The following is a 19,761-nucleotide window of genomic DNA, read 5'->3' as shown; positions in this document are numbered from 1 at the left end:
CAGCCAATGTGCTTGTGTCGAAACCCCACAAAAAAGCCCCTGCCAGCACGGTACTGGCAAGGGCCTTTGAACTTTGGCTTAGTAGGTTTTAGAACGGAATATCGTCATCCATATCGGCCAGATTGTCCGACATAGGAGCGGTATTACGTGGAGCCTGTTGTTGTTGCTGCTGTTGTTGTTGAGGCGCTGGACGCTGAGCACGTTGCGGTGCCGGTGCACCACCACCGCCACCACCGTATTCACCACCGCCCATACTGCCACCACCCATCTCACCACCACCGTCGCGGCCACCGAGCATTTGCATTTGCTCGGCGATAATTTCCGTGGTGAAACGCTCCTGACCGTCCTGGCCCGTCCATTTACGGGTGCGCAAACGACCTTCTACGTAGACGGGGCGGCCTTTGCGCAGGTATTCGCCCGCGATTTCAGCCAGACGGTTATAGAACACCACACGGTGCCATTCGGTTTCCTCGCGGCGCTCGCCGGAGGTACGGTCTTTCCACTGCGAAGTCGTGGCAATGGAAATATTGCAGATGGCCGAGCCTTCTGCGCTGTAGCGTACTTCTGGGTCGCGGCCAAGATTGCCCACCAGAATGACTTTATTTACCGATGCCATGAAAAAATCCTGTAGTCAAAAATTCTATATCAAGCCGTATTATCGTGGATTCGTGCCTTAATTAACACTCCCTCCCCACTCCAGGAAGGGCCGTTTTGTCCACGCAAACGATCCCGTTACGGCACCTTGAACGGCGTATATGGCTAAGCACCCGGCAAAGTCACCTGTTACGCCCAGCTCTTGATTCTTGAGGCCAATCCGGCCACTTTACTTGCTGCTGCCTGCCACGTCTTTGCACAAGCGTAACAGGCAATACCTTCTAATATTTATCTTTGAAACCACGCGCGGTCAGCAACCACAGCACAGCCAACGCGGCGCCGGTCCACAACACCCATTGGGTGAGCCCTCGCCCAGCCAGCACGCCCCCGATCAGGCCGCCGGCAAACACGCCCAGGGACTGGGAGGTGTTGTAAAAACCCAGCGCCAAACCTTTATATTCTGGCGGCGCGACGCGCGACACCAACGAAGGCTGCAAAGCTTCCAGCACGTTAAAGCCAATAAAGAAAAAAGTCAGCGCTGCCACCATGGGAACCAGCGAGTCACGCGCCCAAGGCATGACGGCCAGCACCACAATCAACAGCAAAACGGCCAGTTCCAACGCGTGTTTGTGACGTTTGCGGGTCTCTGTCCAGAACACCGCAGGCACCATCAGCACAAAAGACACCAAGATAACGGGCAAGTACACCTTCCACAAATCCTGAGTGCTATAGCCGCCCAAGGTAGCCAGAATGCCCGGCACCACAATGAACAGGGACATCAGGATAAAGTGCAGACAGAACACGCCAAAGTTCAGTCGCAATAAGTCCAGGTGACGCAGAACCTGTCCGGCCGTGACCTGCACAATCGAGGCTGGCGCTTTAGGCGCACTGGGCACCACAAAAGCAGCAATCAACAAACAGACAAAGCCCAGCAAGCTGATGGCCCAGAACAGTCCCGACAGGCCAAATTGCCCTACCAACACCGGCGAGAGCACCAGCGAGACGGCAAAGGACAGGCCAATAGACCCACCCACCATGGCCATGGCGCGTGTACGTACTTCGGGGCGAGTGGAGTCGGCTACCCAGGCGGAAATGGCTGCCGACACCGCCCCCAGACCTTGAATACAGCGGCCTACCGTCACCCAGTCAATATTCTGTGCCAGCGCCGAGATCACCCCGCCGACCACGAACAAGGCCATGCCGATGACAATAATCGGCCTACGCCCAAAACGGTCTGATGCCATCCCCAAAGGAATCTGCAAAACAGCCTGGGTCAGACCATAGGCACCCAATGCAAGACCGACTCGCGCGGCATCGTTACCGCCGGGCAGGGAATGGGCGGCAACCGCAAAAACCGGAGTCAGTAAAAACAGACCCAGCATTCGACAGGCAAACAGCAAAGCCAGCAAGATGCTGGCCTTGCGCTCTTGCTGAGTCAGACTCAAGCGCTCTGGGCGCGATCCGGCCGTATTCATGGTTTGGTGTGTACTCATTTAATACTCTGTCACAACTGGGCTAGCAGAGAGCCCGGATACCCGTTCACATAAATTCTGACGCAACGCGCTATAGTAGCAAGTTGCCTTTTGACAAGCCTAAATAAAGCGATGGAAGCCATCCGCATTCGTGGTGCCCGTACCCACAACCTGAAAAACGTCTCCGTAGACCTGCCACGCCACCAATTGGTCGTGCTGACAGGGCTGTCCGGTTCTGGGAAGTCGTCTCTTGCCTTCGACACCTTATATGCCGAAGGCCAGCGGCGCTATGTGGAAAGCCTGTCCGCTTATGCACGTCAGTTTTTGCAACTGATGGACAAGCCAGATGTGGACTTGATCGAAGGTTTGTCGCCTGCCATTGCCATCGAGCAAAAGGCAGCAGGTCATAACCCGCGCTCCACCGTGGGAACCACTACCGAAATCCACGATTATTTGCGCCTATTGTACGCGCGCGTCGGAACTCCTTACTGCCCGGAACACCACTTGGCCTTGCAGGCCCATAGCGTGAGCCAGATGGTAGACCAGATTCTGCAATGGGAGCCTGAATCCCGCATTGCCGTCCTGGCTCCCATGTACCGCGCCCTGGTGGGCGATCTGCAGCGGGAGCTGCGCGGTCTGCAAGCCCAGGGCTTTGTACGGGTGCGCGTCGATGGCGAGATCTCCAGCATTGAAGACCTGCCCGCGCTCAATGCCGAGCAGGCCCATGATCTGGATCTGGTCATAGACCGGCTACGTATCAAACCGGATAGCCAGCAGCGTCTTGCCGAGAGCCTGGAGACGGCTTTGTCCACCAGCAATGGCCGCTGTCTGGTGGTCAATCTGGATACCGGTTTGGAGCAACCCTATTCCAGCCACTACGCCTGCCCGGTCTGTGACTACTCCCTGCCCGAGCTGGAGCCGCGCCTGTTCAGCTTCAATAACCCGGCAGGTGCCTGCCCAGACTGTAGCGGCCTGGGACAAGTGGATGTATTTGACCCTGAACGGGTAGTGGCCTTTCCAGAGCTGAGTCTGGCAGGCGGTGCCATTGCAGGCTGGGATCGACGCAATGCCTTTACCTATACCTTGCTGACCAGTCTGGCGGCCCATTATCACTTTGATATCGAGGCCCCCTTCGAGTCCCTGCCCGAAGAACTGCGCCGCACCGTGCTGTATGGCTCTGGCGCGGAAGAAATCCCCTTTCTCTATTTGAATGAGAAAGGACGCACCACAGTAAAAACGCACCCATTTGAAGGGGTCATTCCAAATCTGCAACGTCGCTGGGCGGAAACCGATTCCAGCGCCGTACGCGAGGAGCTAAACAAGCTGCGTCGCACCCAGACATGCCCGGCCTGCCATGGCGCACGTCTGCGTCTGGAAGCGCGTCACGTCCGTATTGGGGATGATCCCATTCCCAGCCATGCGGGGTGCCAGCATCATGCAGGCACCGTGTCTGCCAACCCAGCAGCCATCATTGTCGACACGCTGTCTGACAATGCCGTACAGTGCGTACAAACCAACTCTACAACTCAAGGACAAGCCAAGGGTCTGGCCATTTATGAAGTCGAAGCCCTGGCCTTGTCTGACTGCCTGGCCTGGTTCGAGCGTCTGTCGTTAACAGGCGCGAAAAAAGAGATTGCCGACCGCATCGTGCGTGAAATCCGCCTGCGGCTGGAATTTCTGAACAATGTGGGTCTGAACTATCTGTCTCTGGACCGCAGCGCCGACACCATTTCCGGTGGCGAGGCGCAGCGTATTCGTCTGGCCAGCCAGATCGGCTCCGGTCTGACCGGCGTAATGTATGTGCTGGACGAGCCTTCCATTGGCCTGCACCAGCGCGATAACGACAAGCTGATCCAGACCCTGCAGCACCTGCGGGACCTGGGTAATAGCGTGATCGTGGTCGAGCACGACGAGGACATGATACGCACCGCCGACTATGTCATCGACATGGGCCCCGGCGCGGGCGAACATGGCGGGCAAATCACCGCCCAAGGCACACCCGCAGAGCTGGCCCAGAACGCCAAGTCTCTAACCGGCCAGTACCTGTCCGGCAAGCGCCAGATTGCCGTTCCCAAACGACGTCCCGTTGACGACAGCCTGAACTGGCTGCGCCTGTACGGTGCCAGCGGCAATAACCTGAAGTCCGTTGATTTGGCAATTCCGGCCGGACGACTGGTCTGTATTACAGGCGTGTCCGGTTCGGGCAAGTCCACACTGATCAACGACACACTGGCAACCGCCTTCTCACATTTGCTGCACCGTGCCCATGCCGAACCCGCGCCCTACGAGCGCATGGAAGGGCTGGAGCACTTCGACAAAATCATCAACGTCGACCAAAGCCCAATTGGTCGCACCCCGCGCAGTAACCCAGCCACGTACACAGGCATGTTCACCGCCATTCGTGAACTGTTCGCCAGCGTGCCCGAGGCACGGTTGCGTGGCTACGACCCAGGCCGCTTCTCCTTTAACGTCAAAGGCGGCCGCTGCGAGGCCTGCCAGGGCGATGGCGTAGTCAAGGTAGAGATGCATTTTCTGCCTGACGTTTATGTACCTTGTGATGTGTGCCAGGGCCGTCGCTACAACCGCGAGACGCTGGATATTCGCTACCGGGGCCGCAATATCAGCGAAGTGCTGGACCTGACGGTTGAGCAGGCACTGGAATACTTTGATGCAGTCCCTGCGGTTGCACGCAAACTGACCACCTTGATCGATGTGGGTCTGTCCTACATCCGCCTGGGTCAAAGCGCGACCACCCTGTCTGGTGGTGAGGCGCAGCGGGTGAAACTGTCACTGGAACTGTCCAAACGCAGCACCGGCCAGACCTTGTATGTGCTGGACGAACCTACAACTGGCCTGCACTTTCAGGACATTGCTGTCTTGCTGGCAGTTTTGGACAAGCTGGTTGAGTCCGGCAATAGCGTGGTCGTGATTGAACACAATCTGGATGTGATCAAGACCGCAGACTGGATTGTGGACATGGGGCCAGAAGGCGGCCATGGCGGTGGGCAAATTGTGGTGCAAGGCCCCCCGGAGACTGTTGCTGCTTGCGAGCAAAGCCATACCGGGCGTTATTTGAAGCCTTTGCTGCAGCGTTAAAGCAAAACCTACATCTTGAAAATAGCGTCGTGCTCACGAATGGCATGACGGTCCGTCATGCCAGCGATGTAGTCAGCCACAGCACGAGCCTGTGCAATCGGATCTTCGCGCCTATGTTCGGCTGCTAATAGACGCGGATCATCCACAAACGCCTGAAACAGGTCACGCACGATGTGTTGCGCCTTGTTCATCATGCGCACCACTTTGTAATGACGGTACAGATTGGCGTGCAAAAAACGTTTAAGCTCATCGGCCTGGGCGCGCAGCTCGGGCGAAAAACCGGCCAGGCGCGGCAGGTTCCGGATTGCATCTGCACTATCGGGACGGTGTTCTTCCAGCTTGGCGCGCGTGGTTTCCGTTAAATCCACCACCAGGGTGTTGATCATGCCACGGATAATTTCAGCGACCAGCCGCTGGCCACTCAAGCCCGGATACTGAGCCTGCACATGCTCGTAATGCGCACGGAACAGGCGTAGTTCCAGCAATTGTTCCAAGCGAATCAAGCCAGAGCGCAGACCGTCATCAATATCGTGATTGTTGTAAGCAATTTCATCGGCCAGATTGGCCATTTGCGCTTCCAAAGACGGTTGGCTGCGATCAATAAAGCGCTGGCCGACTTCGCCCAATTCACGCGCATGCTTTAGGGAACAGTGCTTCAAGATCCCCTCGCGGGTTTCAAAACACAGGTTCAAACCATTGAAGGCGGCATAACGCTCTTCCAACTCGTCCACGATTCGCAGACTTTGCAGATTATGCTCAAAGCCCCCGGCCTCGGGACGCAACTCCTGCATACAGCTATTAAGCGTGTCCTGGCCAGCATGGCCAAACGGAGTGTGACCGAGATCATGGGCCAGGGAGATGGCTTCGATAAGGTCTTCATGCAAACCCAGATTGCGGGCAATGGCCCGCGCCAGTTGGGCCACTTCCAAACTATGCGTCAATCGTGTTCTGAATAAATCACCTTCGTGGTTAATAAAAACCTGTGTTTTGTATTCCAGCAAACGAAACGCATTGCAGTGAATAATCCGGTCGCGGTCCCGCTGAAAGGCGTTGCGGCCTTGGGGCGCTGCCTCTGCGTAACGCCGGCCGCGGGACTGTTCAGGGCGACAGGCATAAGCGGCAAGCATTTGCATCGGTTTTACTCCTGTTCCACCGTTGTAAAGCGGGCCAATGCCTGGCGCACTACATCCGGCGCGACCGCCTGCACCTTGGCATGGCCTAATTTATCCAGCAGCACAAAGCGCAGTTGGCCACCTTCATTTTTCTTGTCCACCTGCATCAACTCCAGCCAGCGGTCTGCAGGCCATTGTGGTGGCGTGATCGGGCATCCGCTAGCTTGCACCAGGGCTTTGATACGAGCGACATCCTGAGCCGGCAAACCACACACCAGAGCGGACAGCTCAGCAGCCATAATCATGCCGCAACCCACGGCTTCGCCATGCAACCACTGGCCGTAGCCCATACCGGACTCAATCGCGTGGCCAAAAGTGTGACCAAAATTCAAAATAGCACGCAGACCCGACTCGCGTTCGTCCTGTGAAACCACCTCGGCTTTCACCTCGCAGGAGCGGCGGATCGCATGAACAATCTGCTCCTGCTCCAGACGGCGCATGGGGGCGATCTGCTCCTCACACCAGTTGAAGAAATCCAGATCGTAAATCATGCCGTACTTGACGACTTCAGCCAGACCAGCGGAAATTTCGCGAGCAGGCAAGGTCTTGAGTACGTCCGTATCCACTTCCACGGCGATAGGCTGGTAGAACGCACCCACCATATTCTTGCCTAGCGGATGGTTAATGGCTGTCTTGCCACCGACCGAGGAATCCACCTGCGCCAGCAACGTCGTGGGGACCTGTACAAAGCGCACACCGCGCATGAAGCAAGCTGCCGCAAAACCGGCCATATCGCCAATAACGCCACCACCCAAGGCCACGATCAGGGCCTTGCGATCCAGATGAGCACCCAGCAGCGCGTCAAAAATCAGGTTCAGAGATTCCCAGTTCTTGTAGGCCTCGCCATCGGGCAGTTCGATCACATGGACGGGCTTGCCCGTTGCGGCCAGGGCTTGTTTGACCGGTGCCAGATACAAGGCTGCCACCGTAGGATTAGTGACGATCGCAATGGCAGACGTATCGGCTGGCACCGTGCCTGCAAGCTGCGCCAGACGCCCGGCGGCGATCTGGATGGGATAAGCGCCACCCTGGGCGTCAACATGCACTACAGACATTTAGCAACCTCGTTCTTTCAACTGGGACAATAAATGGCGCACCGCATGATGAACCGGCGCCGAGCCAGTTTCAAAGCGGATATCCGCCACTTCTTCATAGAGGGGTTCGCGCGCTTGCAACAGTTCCTGGATGCGGGCGCGTGGGTCCGCTGTTTGCAACAGCGGTCGGTTACGGTCTCGGGCCACGCGACGGTACAGCTCGTCTACAGTGGCACACAAGTACACTACGATACCGCGATCTTTAATGATCTGGCGATTGGCCTCGGACAAAATGGCCCCGCCTCCCGTTGCCAACACGATACCGCTCTGGCGCGAACAAATATCGAGCACCGCTGATTCACGTTTGCGGAACCCTTGCTCGCCTTCGAACTCAAAGATAGTGGACACTCGCACGCCGCTCCGGGCTTCCAGCTCGTGGTCAAGGTCCATAAACTCGCGTTTGAGCTCCCGCGCCAATTGGCGGCCAATGGTTGTTTTACCGGCTCCCATCATGCCCACTAAAATAATGGGACGTGGGCCAGTTTGTTGTAAATGGAGCAGCTCGGCGTCTGATAAAGGATCAGGATGTTCTACAGGCATCAGCTCGGCGGGTAAAGAGTGGTTCATTTGTGTATTATCCCATTAGCCTTCCCTAAGCACAGTCCGCCTGCTTAGTATTATTTTGTTACATTGATACTTGATTTGAGGCCCAGTCCTGCTGCGTTTGGACTTTAAAATCAGCCCTAATGAGTTCTTCTTCCCGCTCCCCCAATTCTAAACCCGAGCAAAGCTCCGGTTCCTGGCTTGCCCGCCTCATCATCAAGACCTCGGTCTTTTTTGTGGGGCTTGGTCTGTGTGCCGCCCTGCTCGGATCGCTGGCGCTGGCCTTAGCCTGGCCCAACCTTCCCGATCTAAGCGCCATGATCGACTATCGCCCACGGGTGCCACTGCGTATTTACACGGCGGACAAGGTGCTGATCGGCGAATTTGGTGAAGAACGCCGCAATGTGCTGCGTTTTGACGAAATCCCCGATGTCATGAAATCGGCCATTCTGGCGGCCGAAGACGACCGTTTCTACCAGCACGGTGGAATTGACTGGATGGGGGTAGGTCGCGCCGCCCTGGCCAATATGACCCACATGTCCAAGACACAAGGGGCCAGCACAATCACCATGCAGGTAGCACGTAACTTCTACCTGTCATCAGAAAAGACCTATACCCGCAAATTCTACGAACTGCTGCTGACCTTCAAGATTGAAGCAACACTGTCCAAAGACCAGATTCTGGATCTGTACATGAACCAGATTTATCTGGGTCACCGTGCTTATGGTTTTGCCGCAGCGTCGCGAACCTATTTGGGCAAGCAGTTGGGCGAGATCACAACGGCAGAAGCCGCCATGCTGGCCGGCATTCCCAAAGCGCCCTCGCGCTTTAACCCCATTGCCAACTTCGAACGCGCCAAAACTCGTCAAGCCTATGTACTGGGCCGCATGCGCTCGCTGGGCTACATCACCGAGCAAGAGTACCAAGACGCCCTGGCACAGGAAATCGTTGTGAAATCGGCCCTGGGCACGCCCGCCGGTGGCTATGCCATCCACGGTGAATACGCGGCTGAACTGGCACGCCAGCTACTGTACGGCGTCTACCAGGACAATGTGTACTCGCGCGGTTTCAATATCTACACCACGATCCAGTCCACCGACCAGGAAGCTGCCTACCTGGCTGTGCGCAACGGTATTCTGGATTACACCCGTCGAGCTCCTTACACCGGCCCTCAAGGCCAAGTGGATCTGCCCGCTGATATTGAAAACGACCACGCTCAGTTAGATGCCATTCTGGACGACCTGCAGGACAAGTACCCCGATACGGGCGACCTGCTGACCGGCGTGGTGCTGGACGCCAGCCCCAACCAGATTCGTGTTGCCCGTACCGCCCAGCAAATTATTGATGTCAACGACAAGCGCGCTTTGAAGATCGTGGCTCGCGGCCTGGTAAAAAATGCCAAAGCAGACGTACGCATCCAGCGCGGCTCCGTGGTTTATCTGTTCCGCAATGACGATTACTGGGAAGTACTGAATATGCCTGCGGTGCAGGCTGCTTTTGTATCGGTACGCCCGCAAGACGGCGCTATTCAAGCCATGGTGGGCGGCTTTCACTTTTCAGATGGGAAGTTCAACCGCGTCACCCAAGCCTGGCGTCAGCCCGGCTCCGCCTTCAAACCCTTTATCTACGCGTCTTCACTGGAGCGCGGTTTAACCCCTGCTACCCAGATTTCGGACGAACCCTTTGTTCTGACCGCCGCCCAGACCGGCTCCAAGCCATGGACGCCCAAGAACTACGGGCGCAGGTACGAACCCATGCTGACCATGCGTCAAGGTTTGTACAAATCCAGAAACATGGTATCTATCCGTATCATGCAGGCCGTCGGCCCCAAGTACGTGCAAGATTATGTGACTCGCTTTGGTTTCGACAAAGCCCGTCAGCCTGCCGTTCTGCCGCTGGCTCTGGGTGCCGGTAGCGTGACTCCCCTGCAAATGGCCGGCGCCTACGCGGTCTTTGCCAATGGCGGTTACCGTACCGAGCCCTACCTGATCGACTACGTCACCGACAGCACCAATAAAGTCATCATGCGTGCCAAGCCCGTTGTGGCGGGTGATGCCGCTGCACGCGCCATTGATGCCCGCACTGCTTACGTCATGAACGACTTGTTGCGCGGTGTGGCGACCTCCGGTACTGGCGCCCGCGCCTCGCGCACATTGAAGCGCACAGACATTGGTGGCAAAACAGGCACCACCAACGACTCTCAGGACGCTTGGTTTGCTGGTTACACGCCAGATCTGGTCGGTATTGCCTGGATGGGCTTTGACAGGCCACGCAGCCTGGGCTCAGGTGAAACCGGCGGTGGTGCCTCCATGCCTATCTGGATCAACTACATGCGCACTGCACTCAAAGACAAGCCCATCGTACCTCCCGGTCCTATGCCGTCTGGCCTGTCGCGCATCAACGGGGATTTCTACTTTGACGAATTCCCGCCCGGACAAGCCATTGCCCGTGTTGGTCTACCCGCTCCGGGTGACGACTTCCTGCAACAAGGCGGTGGGGATCAAAACGATGGGATTGGCGACCTGCTGCGGCAACTGGACTCTGACTCCGGCTCCTCGGGCGCTGAAACGCAACCCTTCGTCCCCTTCTAGATCCAGTACCCAAACGCCGGCACCGCCGGCGTTTTTTATGCTTTGCCCTTCAAAATGGCATAATGCTCTGCATTGTCCGCACTCGCTCAATACCTTATGAACAAACTACGTTCTTCCCGCCTGCTGGCCTTGCTGACACTTAGCGTTTTTCTCAGCGCTTGCGGCTACAAAGGCCCCTTGTATCACCCTCCTGCGCAGGAAGCGGCGGACGCCCAAACAGCGCCGCGCTGATTTCCGCCCTGCTCGCGCTTAACCTCTGTTATTTGACGACACCATGACCGTTGCACCTCACTTCCAATTTCAGAACAACACGCTGCACGCCGAGCAAGTTCCACTGAACAAGCTGGCTGAAGAATTCGGCACCCCTCTGTATGTGTACTCCCGCCAAGCCTTGCGCGACGCTTGGGAGTCCTATCGAGTAGCCGGCCAGGGCCGCAAGTTGTTGGTGTGCTATGGCATGAAGGCCAACTCCAATCTGGCCATTCTGCAAGAATTTGCCCGTCTGGGAACCGGCTTTGATATCGTGTCGGGCGGTGAACTGGCCCGTGTCATCGCCGCTGGTGGCGACCCAGGCAAAGTCGTGTTCTCCGGTGTCGGCAAACAGGTTTGGGAAATCGAAGCGGCCCTGAAAGCAGGCGTGAAATGCTTTAACGTTGAATCCGAAGGCGAGCTGGAACGCGTTGCCCAGGTTGCAGAACGCATGAATGTGAAAGCACCTGTTTCCTTGCGCGTGAATCCGGACGTGGATGCCCGCACCCATCCCTACATCTCCACTGGTCTGAAAGGCAATAAATTTGGCGTGCCTATTGATCAAGCGCCTCGCATCTACGCCCGTGCCCAAGCACTGCCTAGCCTGGACATTGTGGGTGTGGACTGCCACATCGGTTCACAAATCACCGAGGTCAGCCCCTATCTGGACGCATTAGACAAGCTGATCAAGCTGATCCTGGCCTTGAAGGAACAAGGCGTGAATCTGACTCACCTGGATTTGGGCGGTGGTCTGGGCATTCGCTACACTGACGAAACCTTGGTTACCCCCACCCAATTGCTGACCGAAGTCTTTGCCGCCTTGGACAAGAACGGCCTGGGCCATCTGGAGATCGTGCTGGAACCTGGCCGTTCCATGGTGGGTAACGCCGGGGTACTGCTGAGCCGCGTGGAATACCTCAAGCATGGTGAGACCAAGAACTTCGCCATCATTGATGCTGCCATGAACGACTTGATCCGCCCTACCTTGTACGATGCCTGGCACAGCGTGGAAGCGGTAAACCCTCGTCCCGTAAGCGAGGACACCCCCCATTACGATTTGGTTGGCCCTATCTGCGAAAGCGGCGACTGGCTGGCCCGTGACCGCCAACTGGCGCTGCAACAAGACGATCTAATCGCCATTATGTCCGCCGGTGCCTACGCCTTTACCATGGCCAGCCAGTACAACACCCGCCCCCGTGCGGCTGAAATTCTGGTCGATGGGAATCAGGTCCATGTGATCCGCCCGCGCGAAACACTGGAAAGCTTGTTTGCCACCGAACAATTGCTCCCCTAAATCCAGGGCAAGAATGCAGGTTACAACCATTCAGCCTTAAAGAACTCTCGAATCTGACCGTAAAACAGGCCGGGATTGCGCTGCCATCAGCAGGCATCGCAATCCCGGCCTGTTGCGTCCTAGCCGGAAAAGCACAGATTTCGCTGTCAGTGGCCAGACAGTTCGATGGTAAGCGCTGGAGACTGTACCACCATCATGACCACCCCAGGGATACCGACCCACAGCTTTGAGCCTGTTACATCGGCTAGCGAACGCTTGATTCGCGGCTTAAGTCTGTACGTCATCCCTTTGTTTCTGATCATGCTCACGTTATGGGTATTGTTGTTCCTACCCAATCGCTACCCTAGCGTTCCCGGTCAAAATTTAGGCATTCAAGCACTGGCCAGCCAACAAGAGCATGCGGATCCAGAGTTATTGACGCAATTGGAAAATGCACCGTCCCAACAACGGCTGCACCTGAACGAGCCCCATTGGCTGCTGCTGACCCTGCCTGCTCCCTTGCCTGAACAAGAGCAAGTCCTACACTTTCCCGCCTCCCCGATTTCCTCGCTGCACTGTGAAGATGCCCGTAGCGGCAAGACTCTGCGCAATAGCGAGCTGTCCCCGCCTGCAGCCCTGTCACCGACCCCGGTCAAAAGCTACACCCTGGAACTGGACCAGACAAGCCACACTGCCACCGTTCTGTGTCGTGTCCAGACCTCACGTCCCACGCTACTGCAAGCCCAGCTCTGGGCCAGCTCTGACGTCACCAACTCTTCAATTCACCTTAGCCGTGGCATAGGGCTGCTGGAAGGCGGCTTGCTGACCATGGCCATGTTCATGCTGGTGCTGGCCGCGACCAACCGCGCCTGGATTTACCTGCTGCTGTCTGTCTGGCTGATTGGCAATCTACGCCTGGGTTCGATGGCGATGGGTTGGGATACTCAATGGCTAGGCCAGATCCTGCCCTCCCAGTACATGCCCGTACTGCGCCAGGTCACCATTGCCTGCTACTTCATCCTGAGCTACTCCCTGTTCACCGTCTTGCTGGGCAACTCCATCACCACCGCCCGCCTGCAACGCTTGCTACCCACGGTCGGCATACTGGGCTTGATCCTGCTACCCGTATCCCTGCTCGCTCCAGCTTCAGTGTTCCAGCCCCTGATGTGGATCAGTACCATCTACGCGCTGTGCTGCGTCTCGGCCGTGCTGCTAGCTGTTCTCTTGCATACCCGCTCGCGCATCTTACTGTGGCAACTGGTGCTACTGAGCATGGCCTTGTGCATGCTCATTTCGTCCGTCTTTCTGGTGACGTTTGGCTATTCCACCTTTGTAGAGAACTTTAACGGCGTCATCGCCTTCCTGCTCTCCAACCTAATGGTGGCTCTCGCTGTAGGCGAACGCTTGCGGGAGGATCGCAGCGAATCTCTGCGCGCCCGTAACGAGCTGATGGCGCACTACCTGGTCACCCCTGTTGGCATGTTCACCTTGAACGAGTCCGGTGTCTTTTTGCGCATCAGCCCCATGTTGAGCCGCATGCTCCACATAGAAGCAGACCCGAGCGAAACTACCATTTACTGGACGGACTTTTTCCCCGAGCAAGACTGGAAAGCTGTCGCACAAAGCACCCAGAACGGCCAGGATGTCACCATTACCCACTACGACGCGAATGCTCAGCCATGCCAATTCGCTTTGCGCGTGGCCATCGTCAACCAGTGCATTGAAGGCTCCCTGCAAGATGTGACCGCCCGCGCCGAGACCTACCGCCAGCTGCGTCTGATGGCCGACAACGACCCAGTGACCAACGTCCTGAACCAGCGAGGAATCGAAAAAGCCCTGGATGGTCTGCTCAATCGCAGCCAGAACGACAAACCCTGCTTGTTAGCTTATCTGGACCTGAACCACATCAAATATGTGAACGGTACGTTTGGCCATTCCTCGGGTGACGCCCTGCTGCTTAAAGTCTGCGAACAATTGGAATCCGTTCTGCGCAGCGAAGACAAAATCGGTCGCATCGGTAGCGATGAATTTGTGATCATCTTTGAAGATTGCGAACCGGACCAAGCCCGCGCTCTGGCCAATAACGTACTGGAGTCGCTGAACAAAAGCCCCGTATTGGCGGGCAACCGCAGCTTTAACCTGCGCAGCACATTGGGGCTGGTCGAAGTCGCACCCGGTATGGCTCCGCAAGAGGCCATCTCCGCCGCCAGTCGAGCCTCCCGCGACGCGCGCCGACTGCATCAAGACATGATCATCTATGGGCAGGACTCCAACGCCCTGCAAGAACACGCCGAAGAGCTGCGTCTATTTGAAGAACTGGAAGGCGGTTCTTCCCGCGCACTCTACCTGGAAATGCAGCCCATCGCCGCCTTGCGCCGCCCCATGGACAGCCTGAACTTCGAGGCCCTGCTACGCGTGCGCGACTCCTCCGGCCAGCTCATCCCTACTGGCCGCATCATTGCAGCAGCTGAAGAAAGCGGCACCATCACCATCATCGACAAATGGGTGTTCTCCGCCACCCTAGAGTGGATGGCCAAACACGAAGCCCAACTGAGCAAGACCCAATGGGTCACCATCAACCTGAGTGGCGTGTCCCTGAACGACGACACCTTCATCGAATGGCTCTTTGACATTCTGGCCCGCTTCGAGCACCTGGCCCGCCGATTGTGCGTTGAAATCACCGAAGGCGTGGCACTGGATGATCTGGAGCACACCCGCAACTTCATGCGACGCCTGCAGAAAATGGGCGTACGCATTGCCCTGGACGACTTTGGGGCGGGCTACACCTCCTTCTCCTACCTGCGTGAACTGCCCGCCGACGCCATCAAAATCGACGGCGCGCTGATCTGCGACATGCTGAAAAAAGAAACCAACGTCGCCATCGTGCGCACCATCGTCGAACTGGCCAACAACCTGGGCATGATCAGCATTGCCGAATGGGTAGAAGACGTCCCCACTCTAAAAGCCCTACAAGAACTGGGCGTGGACTACGTACAAGGCTTCATCATCTCTAAAGCCTGCACCCCGACTGAACTGCTCAAAGCCCAAGCCATCACCGACCTGGTCCACGACGGCGCAGCCAAACAGTTCCTGATCGAGTCCCAGGATAAATTCCCGCCAACCATGTAAATAGATAGTCACCCAAGGCCCACAGCAGGCCTTGGTGGCCCATGACAAGACCTTGCGCCACCTACGGACGCGCACTCGTATCAAATGCCATAGGAACGCTATAAAGGCTTTTTGACCATCATCGCCCCAATAGTCAGCTCACTTTCCCGTTATCTACAGCAAGCCACGCCAAGATACGCATCACAGTCAGAACAAGCCCCAACACCCGGCCGCATCACAGCCCTGAGTCTGGCCAGACAGCACCACCTAATACAGAGAGCAATCCTGTCCAAACGCAGACCGATGTCTAAGCGTCACGCTGGAAACAGATTCAAGGAATAGATACCGCCGCCACGCTAGCTTTGTTTTGGGACTCTGACTCTGACTCTGACTCTGACTCTACAACAGGCTACGCCGGCCCCTCTTGGAACAACAAGCGCCCAGTCACACCCTACACAGAAAAAAACGCAATTTCCCCTCCCATCGCCCACTTGCCCCTCACCCCCTCTGCGGTCAGAGGGGCCATAAGTAAACACTATGAGCCGCTGGTGTGCGGGTCAGGGTGTCGGGGCAATTCAGAGTGCCTGCCGCAGGCGGAGTATGGCGTAGGGATGCAAGCACCGTTCTGTTCGCGCCCGACGCTTGTTGAGTGTCCGGGGAACACTCAACCGGGCAAGTTAACGGTGCGCCCGTAGCCATACTTCGACAAGGGTACCGGTGCGCAGCACCGGCAGCGCTCAAGCCCCGACACGCTGACCCGCACACCAGCGGCGTCTTCCGGCGCCTATGCCACCCCAAAAAACACCGTTCAAGGTCCACCAAAAAAACAAGCAAATAGCGGTCCCCCCACGCTACGCCTTCGGCTTGCTGCCCCCTTTGTTGTCGAGGGTGCCGAGACTTGGGACGCTCCAGCGGCAAAAAACCCGAGTCCGGCATCCAGCCAAACTCGGGTTTTCCATTTTCAACCAAGCATTCTGAAACCAATCCCCCAGCCCCAGAACAGCAAAAAGACTTACAGCTCCCCGTAGGAATGCAGCCCCGACAAGAACATATTCACGCCCAGGAATGCAAAGCTGGTAATCAACAAACCAGCCAGCGCCCAATACGCCGCCATCGTGCCACGCAGGCCCTTGAGCAAACGCAAGTGCAACCAGGCCGCATAGTTCAGCCACACAATCAAGGCCCAGGTCTCTTTCGGGTCCCACTGCCAGTACGTACCCCAGGCATCAGCGGCCCACAACGCCCCCAACACCGTCGCCACCGTAAAGAAGGCAAAACCCACTGCAATCGCGCGGTACATGATGTCATCGAGCACTTCCAAGGAAGGCAGTTTGCGCGAAATCGGACCACGGAAATACAAAATCGTGCCCACCATCACACTACCGATACCGAAATACAGCATCCAGGTCGGTGACAACTCCCGCGAGCCAAAAATCATGGGCTCGGCACATAGGATGGCGCCCAGCAAAAACACTGGTATCAGCTTGGCACGCGAACGTGTCTCACCATTTTCCTTAACCAGATAGGCAAAGCCCACCATGGCAGCCAAGGAGAAGGTACCGTAACCAATAAAGTTGGCCGGCACGTGCAACTTCATCCACCAGCTTTTCAGCGCAGGCACCAAAGGCTGGATCTGATGCGCATCGCGCGTGAAGGAATACCACAGCAGGAAAATAACCAACGAGCTGATCGCCAACAACACAAAGCCACCCAAGGCTCGGGTGTTGTAACGACGTTCGTAATACAGATAAAACAAGGCCGTAATCAGCGCCAGCAAGACAAACACTTCATACAGATTACTGACCGGAATATGGCCAATGTCCGGGCCGAGCAAGTGACCTTCGCGCCAGCGTACCAACAAGCCTGTCGTGCCAGCATACACAGCCGCCCAAGTCAGACCCGAACCCATCCAGGCGGCCGTATTGCTGAAAAAACCAGCCCAGTACATGACTGTGCCCAGAATGAACAGCGCACACATCCACAAAATAGCGGACTGGGACGAGAACAAATACTTCAGCAGAAATACCGAATCGGCCTTTTCAATATCTCCGGTACCCAGTCCCTCACCCGTGCTATACAGCCAGACTGCCAGCAAAGCAGTCAAACCCGAGAGCACCAGCAAGGTACGCAGCGGACGCCACAACCACCCTAGCCAGGCCACAAAGGGGACAAAAGCCACCAGAATGATCTTCTCGTAGTAATCCATGCTGGTGCTGTACACATTGAGCGCATACGCCGCACCCAAAGCCAGTACCACCAGAAACAGCACATCCGTCCAGTCCGGACGGCCACGGATACCGCGCCGGTCACCACTGGATGCGATATTGTCTTGCCACATCGTTGGAGTGGCCGAAGAAAGGGTCTGCGCCATAGTTGCTACACCTTGTCAGACAGATAGCCGGTTGAACGCCGCTTTCAGGCGATCAAACTCGAGGTTAAAGTCCAAGTTGCGACGTTGGGATGTCATGGCAGCCATTACGCTGCTGCCTAGCTTGTGAGGGCGAATCCATACCCACACACGGCGATCCCGAATATAGAACATCGAGAACACGCCAATAATCAGAAACAAGCAACCCAAGTACACAATGTACATGCCTGGGCTGCGCGCCACCTGAAATACGCTGGCCTGAACTTGCTCAAAACTGTCCAAGGTCAACATAACGGGTGCCGGGTAATCGGGTAGATTGGCAAAGGCCAGAACAGCAGACTGAATCCAACGATTGGCATCGTTATTTTCCTGACTGTAATCCAGCTCCGGCAAGCCTTGTTGCTGTCTGACCAAATCACGCAATTCCGATAGTGTGAACTGAATCATGGGAATTGCAAAACTCAGGATACGCTCGCGCTCGGCCTCGGGGACACGGCTGATCAGGCCATCAAAACCGGCACGCACAAAAGTCTGCAAAGCGGTTCGGGAAGCCGAGAGCATCAGCTCTTTTTGCTCGGGCGAAGAAGAATTACGTTCGGCAAAACGCTCGGCCGCCTGGTTTACCAGGGCCTCGTTCTGTGTCGCCGCCCGCAAATCCATGAATTCTTTCAAGGAACCCTTGTCGTCAGCCGGGAAACGCACGTAACGGAACGGTTCGGCGGGCGAAAAACGCATCCCGGCCAGAAACACCAGAGTGCCGTCCAGCTCCACTGGCAACATGTAGTTCACAAACTCGCGGGACTGGCCCTGGTCGTCGATCAGACGATAGTTCACGCTGGGGCCAACGTTCTTCAAGTTCTGATCTTTCTTGTTAGCTGCGCTACCGGTAACCGCGGCCACGTGTTCAATCATGGCCTTGGGCTGAGGGTCACCCTCGGTCAGGTTTTCCACATTGATGGGCCGCAACTCAGTCAGTTGCACCGTCAAAGCATGCTCATTGGGACTTTCCTGAGCCGCGATGCCTACGGTCTCGCCCACCTTGCCACTCAGAGCAAACGTCTTGGAGCCAGGGCCTACCAAAGGATAGCCCTTCAAGCTGAGAATACTGCCACCATCATCAAAGCCGGACTGGTAAACCGTCACGCCCTTGTAACGCAAAGGCTCGTTCACCTCGATCGTGCGCTCAAAGGTATCACCCGTGACGGGATCGGTTACTTCCACTTCGCTCTTGAAGCTGCTGGGCATGCCAGTGGAGTAATACTCCACCAGGAAGCGCTTGAGCTCCAGTGCAAAAGGCAAAGGTTGAATCAGGACGCCTTCACCAGAATTGATCACGGCAGTCGCGGTACGGGCACCTTCAGGCACCAGCATATTGGCGCGAAAGCTGGGGTTGCCCAATCCCAGTCGACCCGACTCGGGCACTTGGGAAATCAATATATTTTCTGTAATGGGCTGCTTGCCGCCCAGCCACACTTGCAGGCGCACGGGCAATTCGCTGTCGAGCAGACCGCCCACACAGATAACCACGATGGCCAGATGAGCAAAGATGTAACCCAGCTTGTTGGCGCTGCCTTTTTTGGCCGCCATCATCATGCTGCCATCGTCGTCCTTGCGCACGCGCACCGCATAACCTTGGGACTGCAACCAACCTTGAACCTGCTCCCGGTTGTGTTCGGGGGCACCGGCACTTTCCAGTTCCACACGATGGGGAAAGGCTTTGAGACTGCCACCGCGCACGTGCTCCTTGAAGGTGCGCATTTCGCGGATCATCTTGGGGGCATTGCGGATAACGCACAGCGTGGTCGAGACCACCAGAAACGTCATAATGACCATGAACCATCCACTGTTGTAGATGGACCAGATCGAGAAGTGATCGAACAATTCAAACCAGTAGGGGCCGAACTGATCGATATACGTATTAGCGGGCTGGTTTTGCGCCAGAACAGTCCCGATCAGGCTGGCTACGCAAATGAACATCAGCAAGCTGATGGCAAAGCGCATCGAACCGAGCAATTCCAGGAAATCGGCCGCAAAGCGACGCACAGAGGATACTTTTTTCACAAAGGCTAGCTTAGGAGGTGGGTGGGGTTCACCGGAAACATCCAGACTTTGAGCACTGAAAGTGCCACAAGTTCGATGACTGGACAAAATACCAACACAAGACCCGGCCCAAATCGGCACCGCCCGGTGTTAAGGCACCC

Annotated in this window: 12 protein-coding genes; 5 read left to right on the top strand and 7 right to left on the bottom strand. The window is 56.5% G+C overall.

Features of this window, described 5'->3' with window-relative positions:
* Positions 1-88: 88 nt before the first annotated feature.
* Positions 89-616, bottom strand: a complete 528-nt coding sequence (ssb, locus tag AC6I6N_RS14875; protein ID WP_094198119.1) for a single-stranded DNA-binding protein — start codon at positions 614-616, stop codon at positions 89-91.
* A 259-nt stretch (positions 617-875) separates the two neighbouring features.
* A complete protein-coding gene (locus tag AC6I6N_RS14870) occupies positions 876-2,087 on the bottom strand; it encodes an MFS transporter (RefSeq protein WP_094198120.1) in 1,212 nt (403 codons plus the stop codon).
* 111 nt (positions 2,088-2,198) lie between these two features.
* Between AC6I6N_RS14870 and uvrA the strand changes: the two genes are divergently transcribed.
* Complete coding sequence (uvrA, locus tag AC6I6N_RS14865; protein WP_094198121.1) at positions 2,199-5,162, top strand: excinuclease ABC subunit UvrA; 2,964 nt, start codon at positions 2,199-2,201, stop codon at positions 5,160-5,162.
* An 8-nt stretch (positions 5,163-5,170) separates the two neighbouring features.
* Here the strand turns inward: uvrA and AC6I6N_RS14860 are convergent, their stop codons facing one another.
* From AC6I6N_RS14860 to AC6I6N_RS14850, 3 genes are read right to left on the bottom strand one after another with little or no spacing between them, the layout of a single operon-like run.
* On the bottom strand, positions 5,171-6,295 hold the full coding sequence (locus AC6I6N_RS14860; RefSeq protein ID WP_094198122.1) for a deoxyguanosinetriphosphate triphosphohydrolase: 1,125 nt from the start codon (positions 6,293-6,295) through the stop codon (positions 5,171-5,173).
* Positions 6,296-6,300: 5 nt separating this feature from the next.
* Complete coding sequence (gene aroB, locus AC6I6N_RS14855; RefSeq protein WP_094198123.1) at positions 6,301-7,389, bottom strand: 3-dehydroquinate synthase; 1,089 nt, start codon at positions 7,387-7,389, stop codon at positions 6,301-6,303.
* On the bottom strand, positions 7,390-7,995 hold the full coding sequence (locus tag AC6I6N_RS14850; protein ID WP_094198124.1) for a shikimate kinase: 606 nt from the start codon (positions 7,993-7,995) through the stop codon (positions 7,390-7,392).
* Positions 7,996-8,114: 119 nt separating this feature from the next.
* Here AC6I6N_RS14850 and AC6I6N_RS14845 point away from each other — a divergent pair, with 119 nt between their 5' ends.
* The 4 genes from AC6I6N_RS14845 to AC6I6N_RS14830 all read left to right on the top strand — a co-directional run bounded on the left by AC6I6N_RS14845 (position 8,115) and on the right by AC6I6N_RS14830 (position 15,213).
* Positions 8,115-10,562 carry a penicillin-binding protein 1A gene (locus AC6I6N_RS14845; RefSeq protein WP_094198125.1) on the top strand — a complete coding sequence of 816 codons (2,448 nt, stop codon included), beginning with the start codon at positions 8,115-8,117 and terminating at the stop codon, positions 10,560-10,562.
* 96 nt (positions 10,563-10,658) lie between these two features.
* Complete coding sequence (gene lptM, locus AC6I6N_RS14840; protein ID WP_094198126.1) at positions 10,659-10,793, top strand: LPS translocon maturation chaperone LptM; 135 nt, start codon at positions 10,659-10,661, stop codon at positions 10,791-10,793.
* Between the two features lie 43 nt (positions 10,794-10,836).
* On the top strand, positions 10,837-12,105 hold the full coding sequence (gene lysA / locus AC6I6N_RS14835; RefSeq protein ID WP_094198127.1) for a diaminopimelate decarboxylase: 1,269 nt from the start codon (positions 10,837-10,839) through the stop codon (positions 12,103-12,105).
* A 195-nt stretch (positions 12,106-12,300) separates the two neighbouring features.
* Entirely contained in the window at positions 12,301-15,213 is a 2,913-nt protein-coding gene (locus tag AC6I6N_RS14830) for a putative bifunctional diguanylate cyclase/phosphodiesterase (RefSeq protein WP_264672224.1), read from the top strand.
* Positions 15,214-16,204: 991 nt separating this feature from the next.
* Here AC6I6N_RS14830 and ccsB read toward each other — a convergent pair.
* Both ccsB and AC6I6N_RS14820 read right to left on the bottom strand, forming a co-directional pair.
* Entirely contained in the window at positions 16,205-17,563 is a 1,359-nt protein-coding gene (gene ccsB / locus AC6I6N_RS14825; RefSeq protein ID WP_094198129.1) for a c-type cytochrome biogenesis protein CcsB, read from the bottom strand.
* Positions 17,564-17,578: 15 nt separating this feature from the next.
* Complete coding sequence (locus AC6I6N_RS14820) at positions 17,579-19,621, bottom strand: cytochrome c biogenesis protein ResB (protein WP_094198130.1); 2,043 nt, start codon at positions 19,619-19,621, stop codon at positions 17,579-17,581.
* Positions 19,622-19,761 lie beyond the last annotated feature (140 nt).

The organism is Alcaligenes sp. LTN-3 (assembly GCF_059735605.1).
Note: the sequence above shows the minus strand (reverse complement) of the source record. Positions and strands in the feature narration are given on the sequence as shown.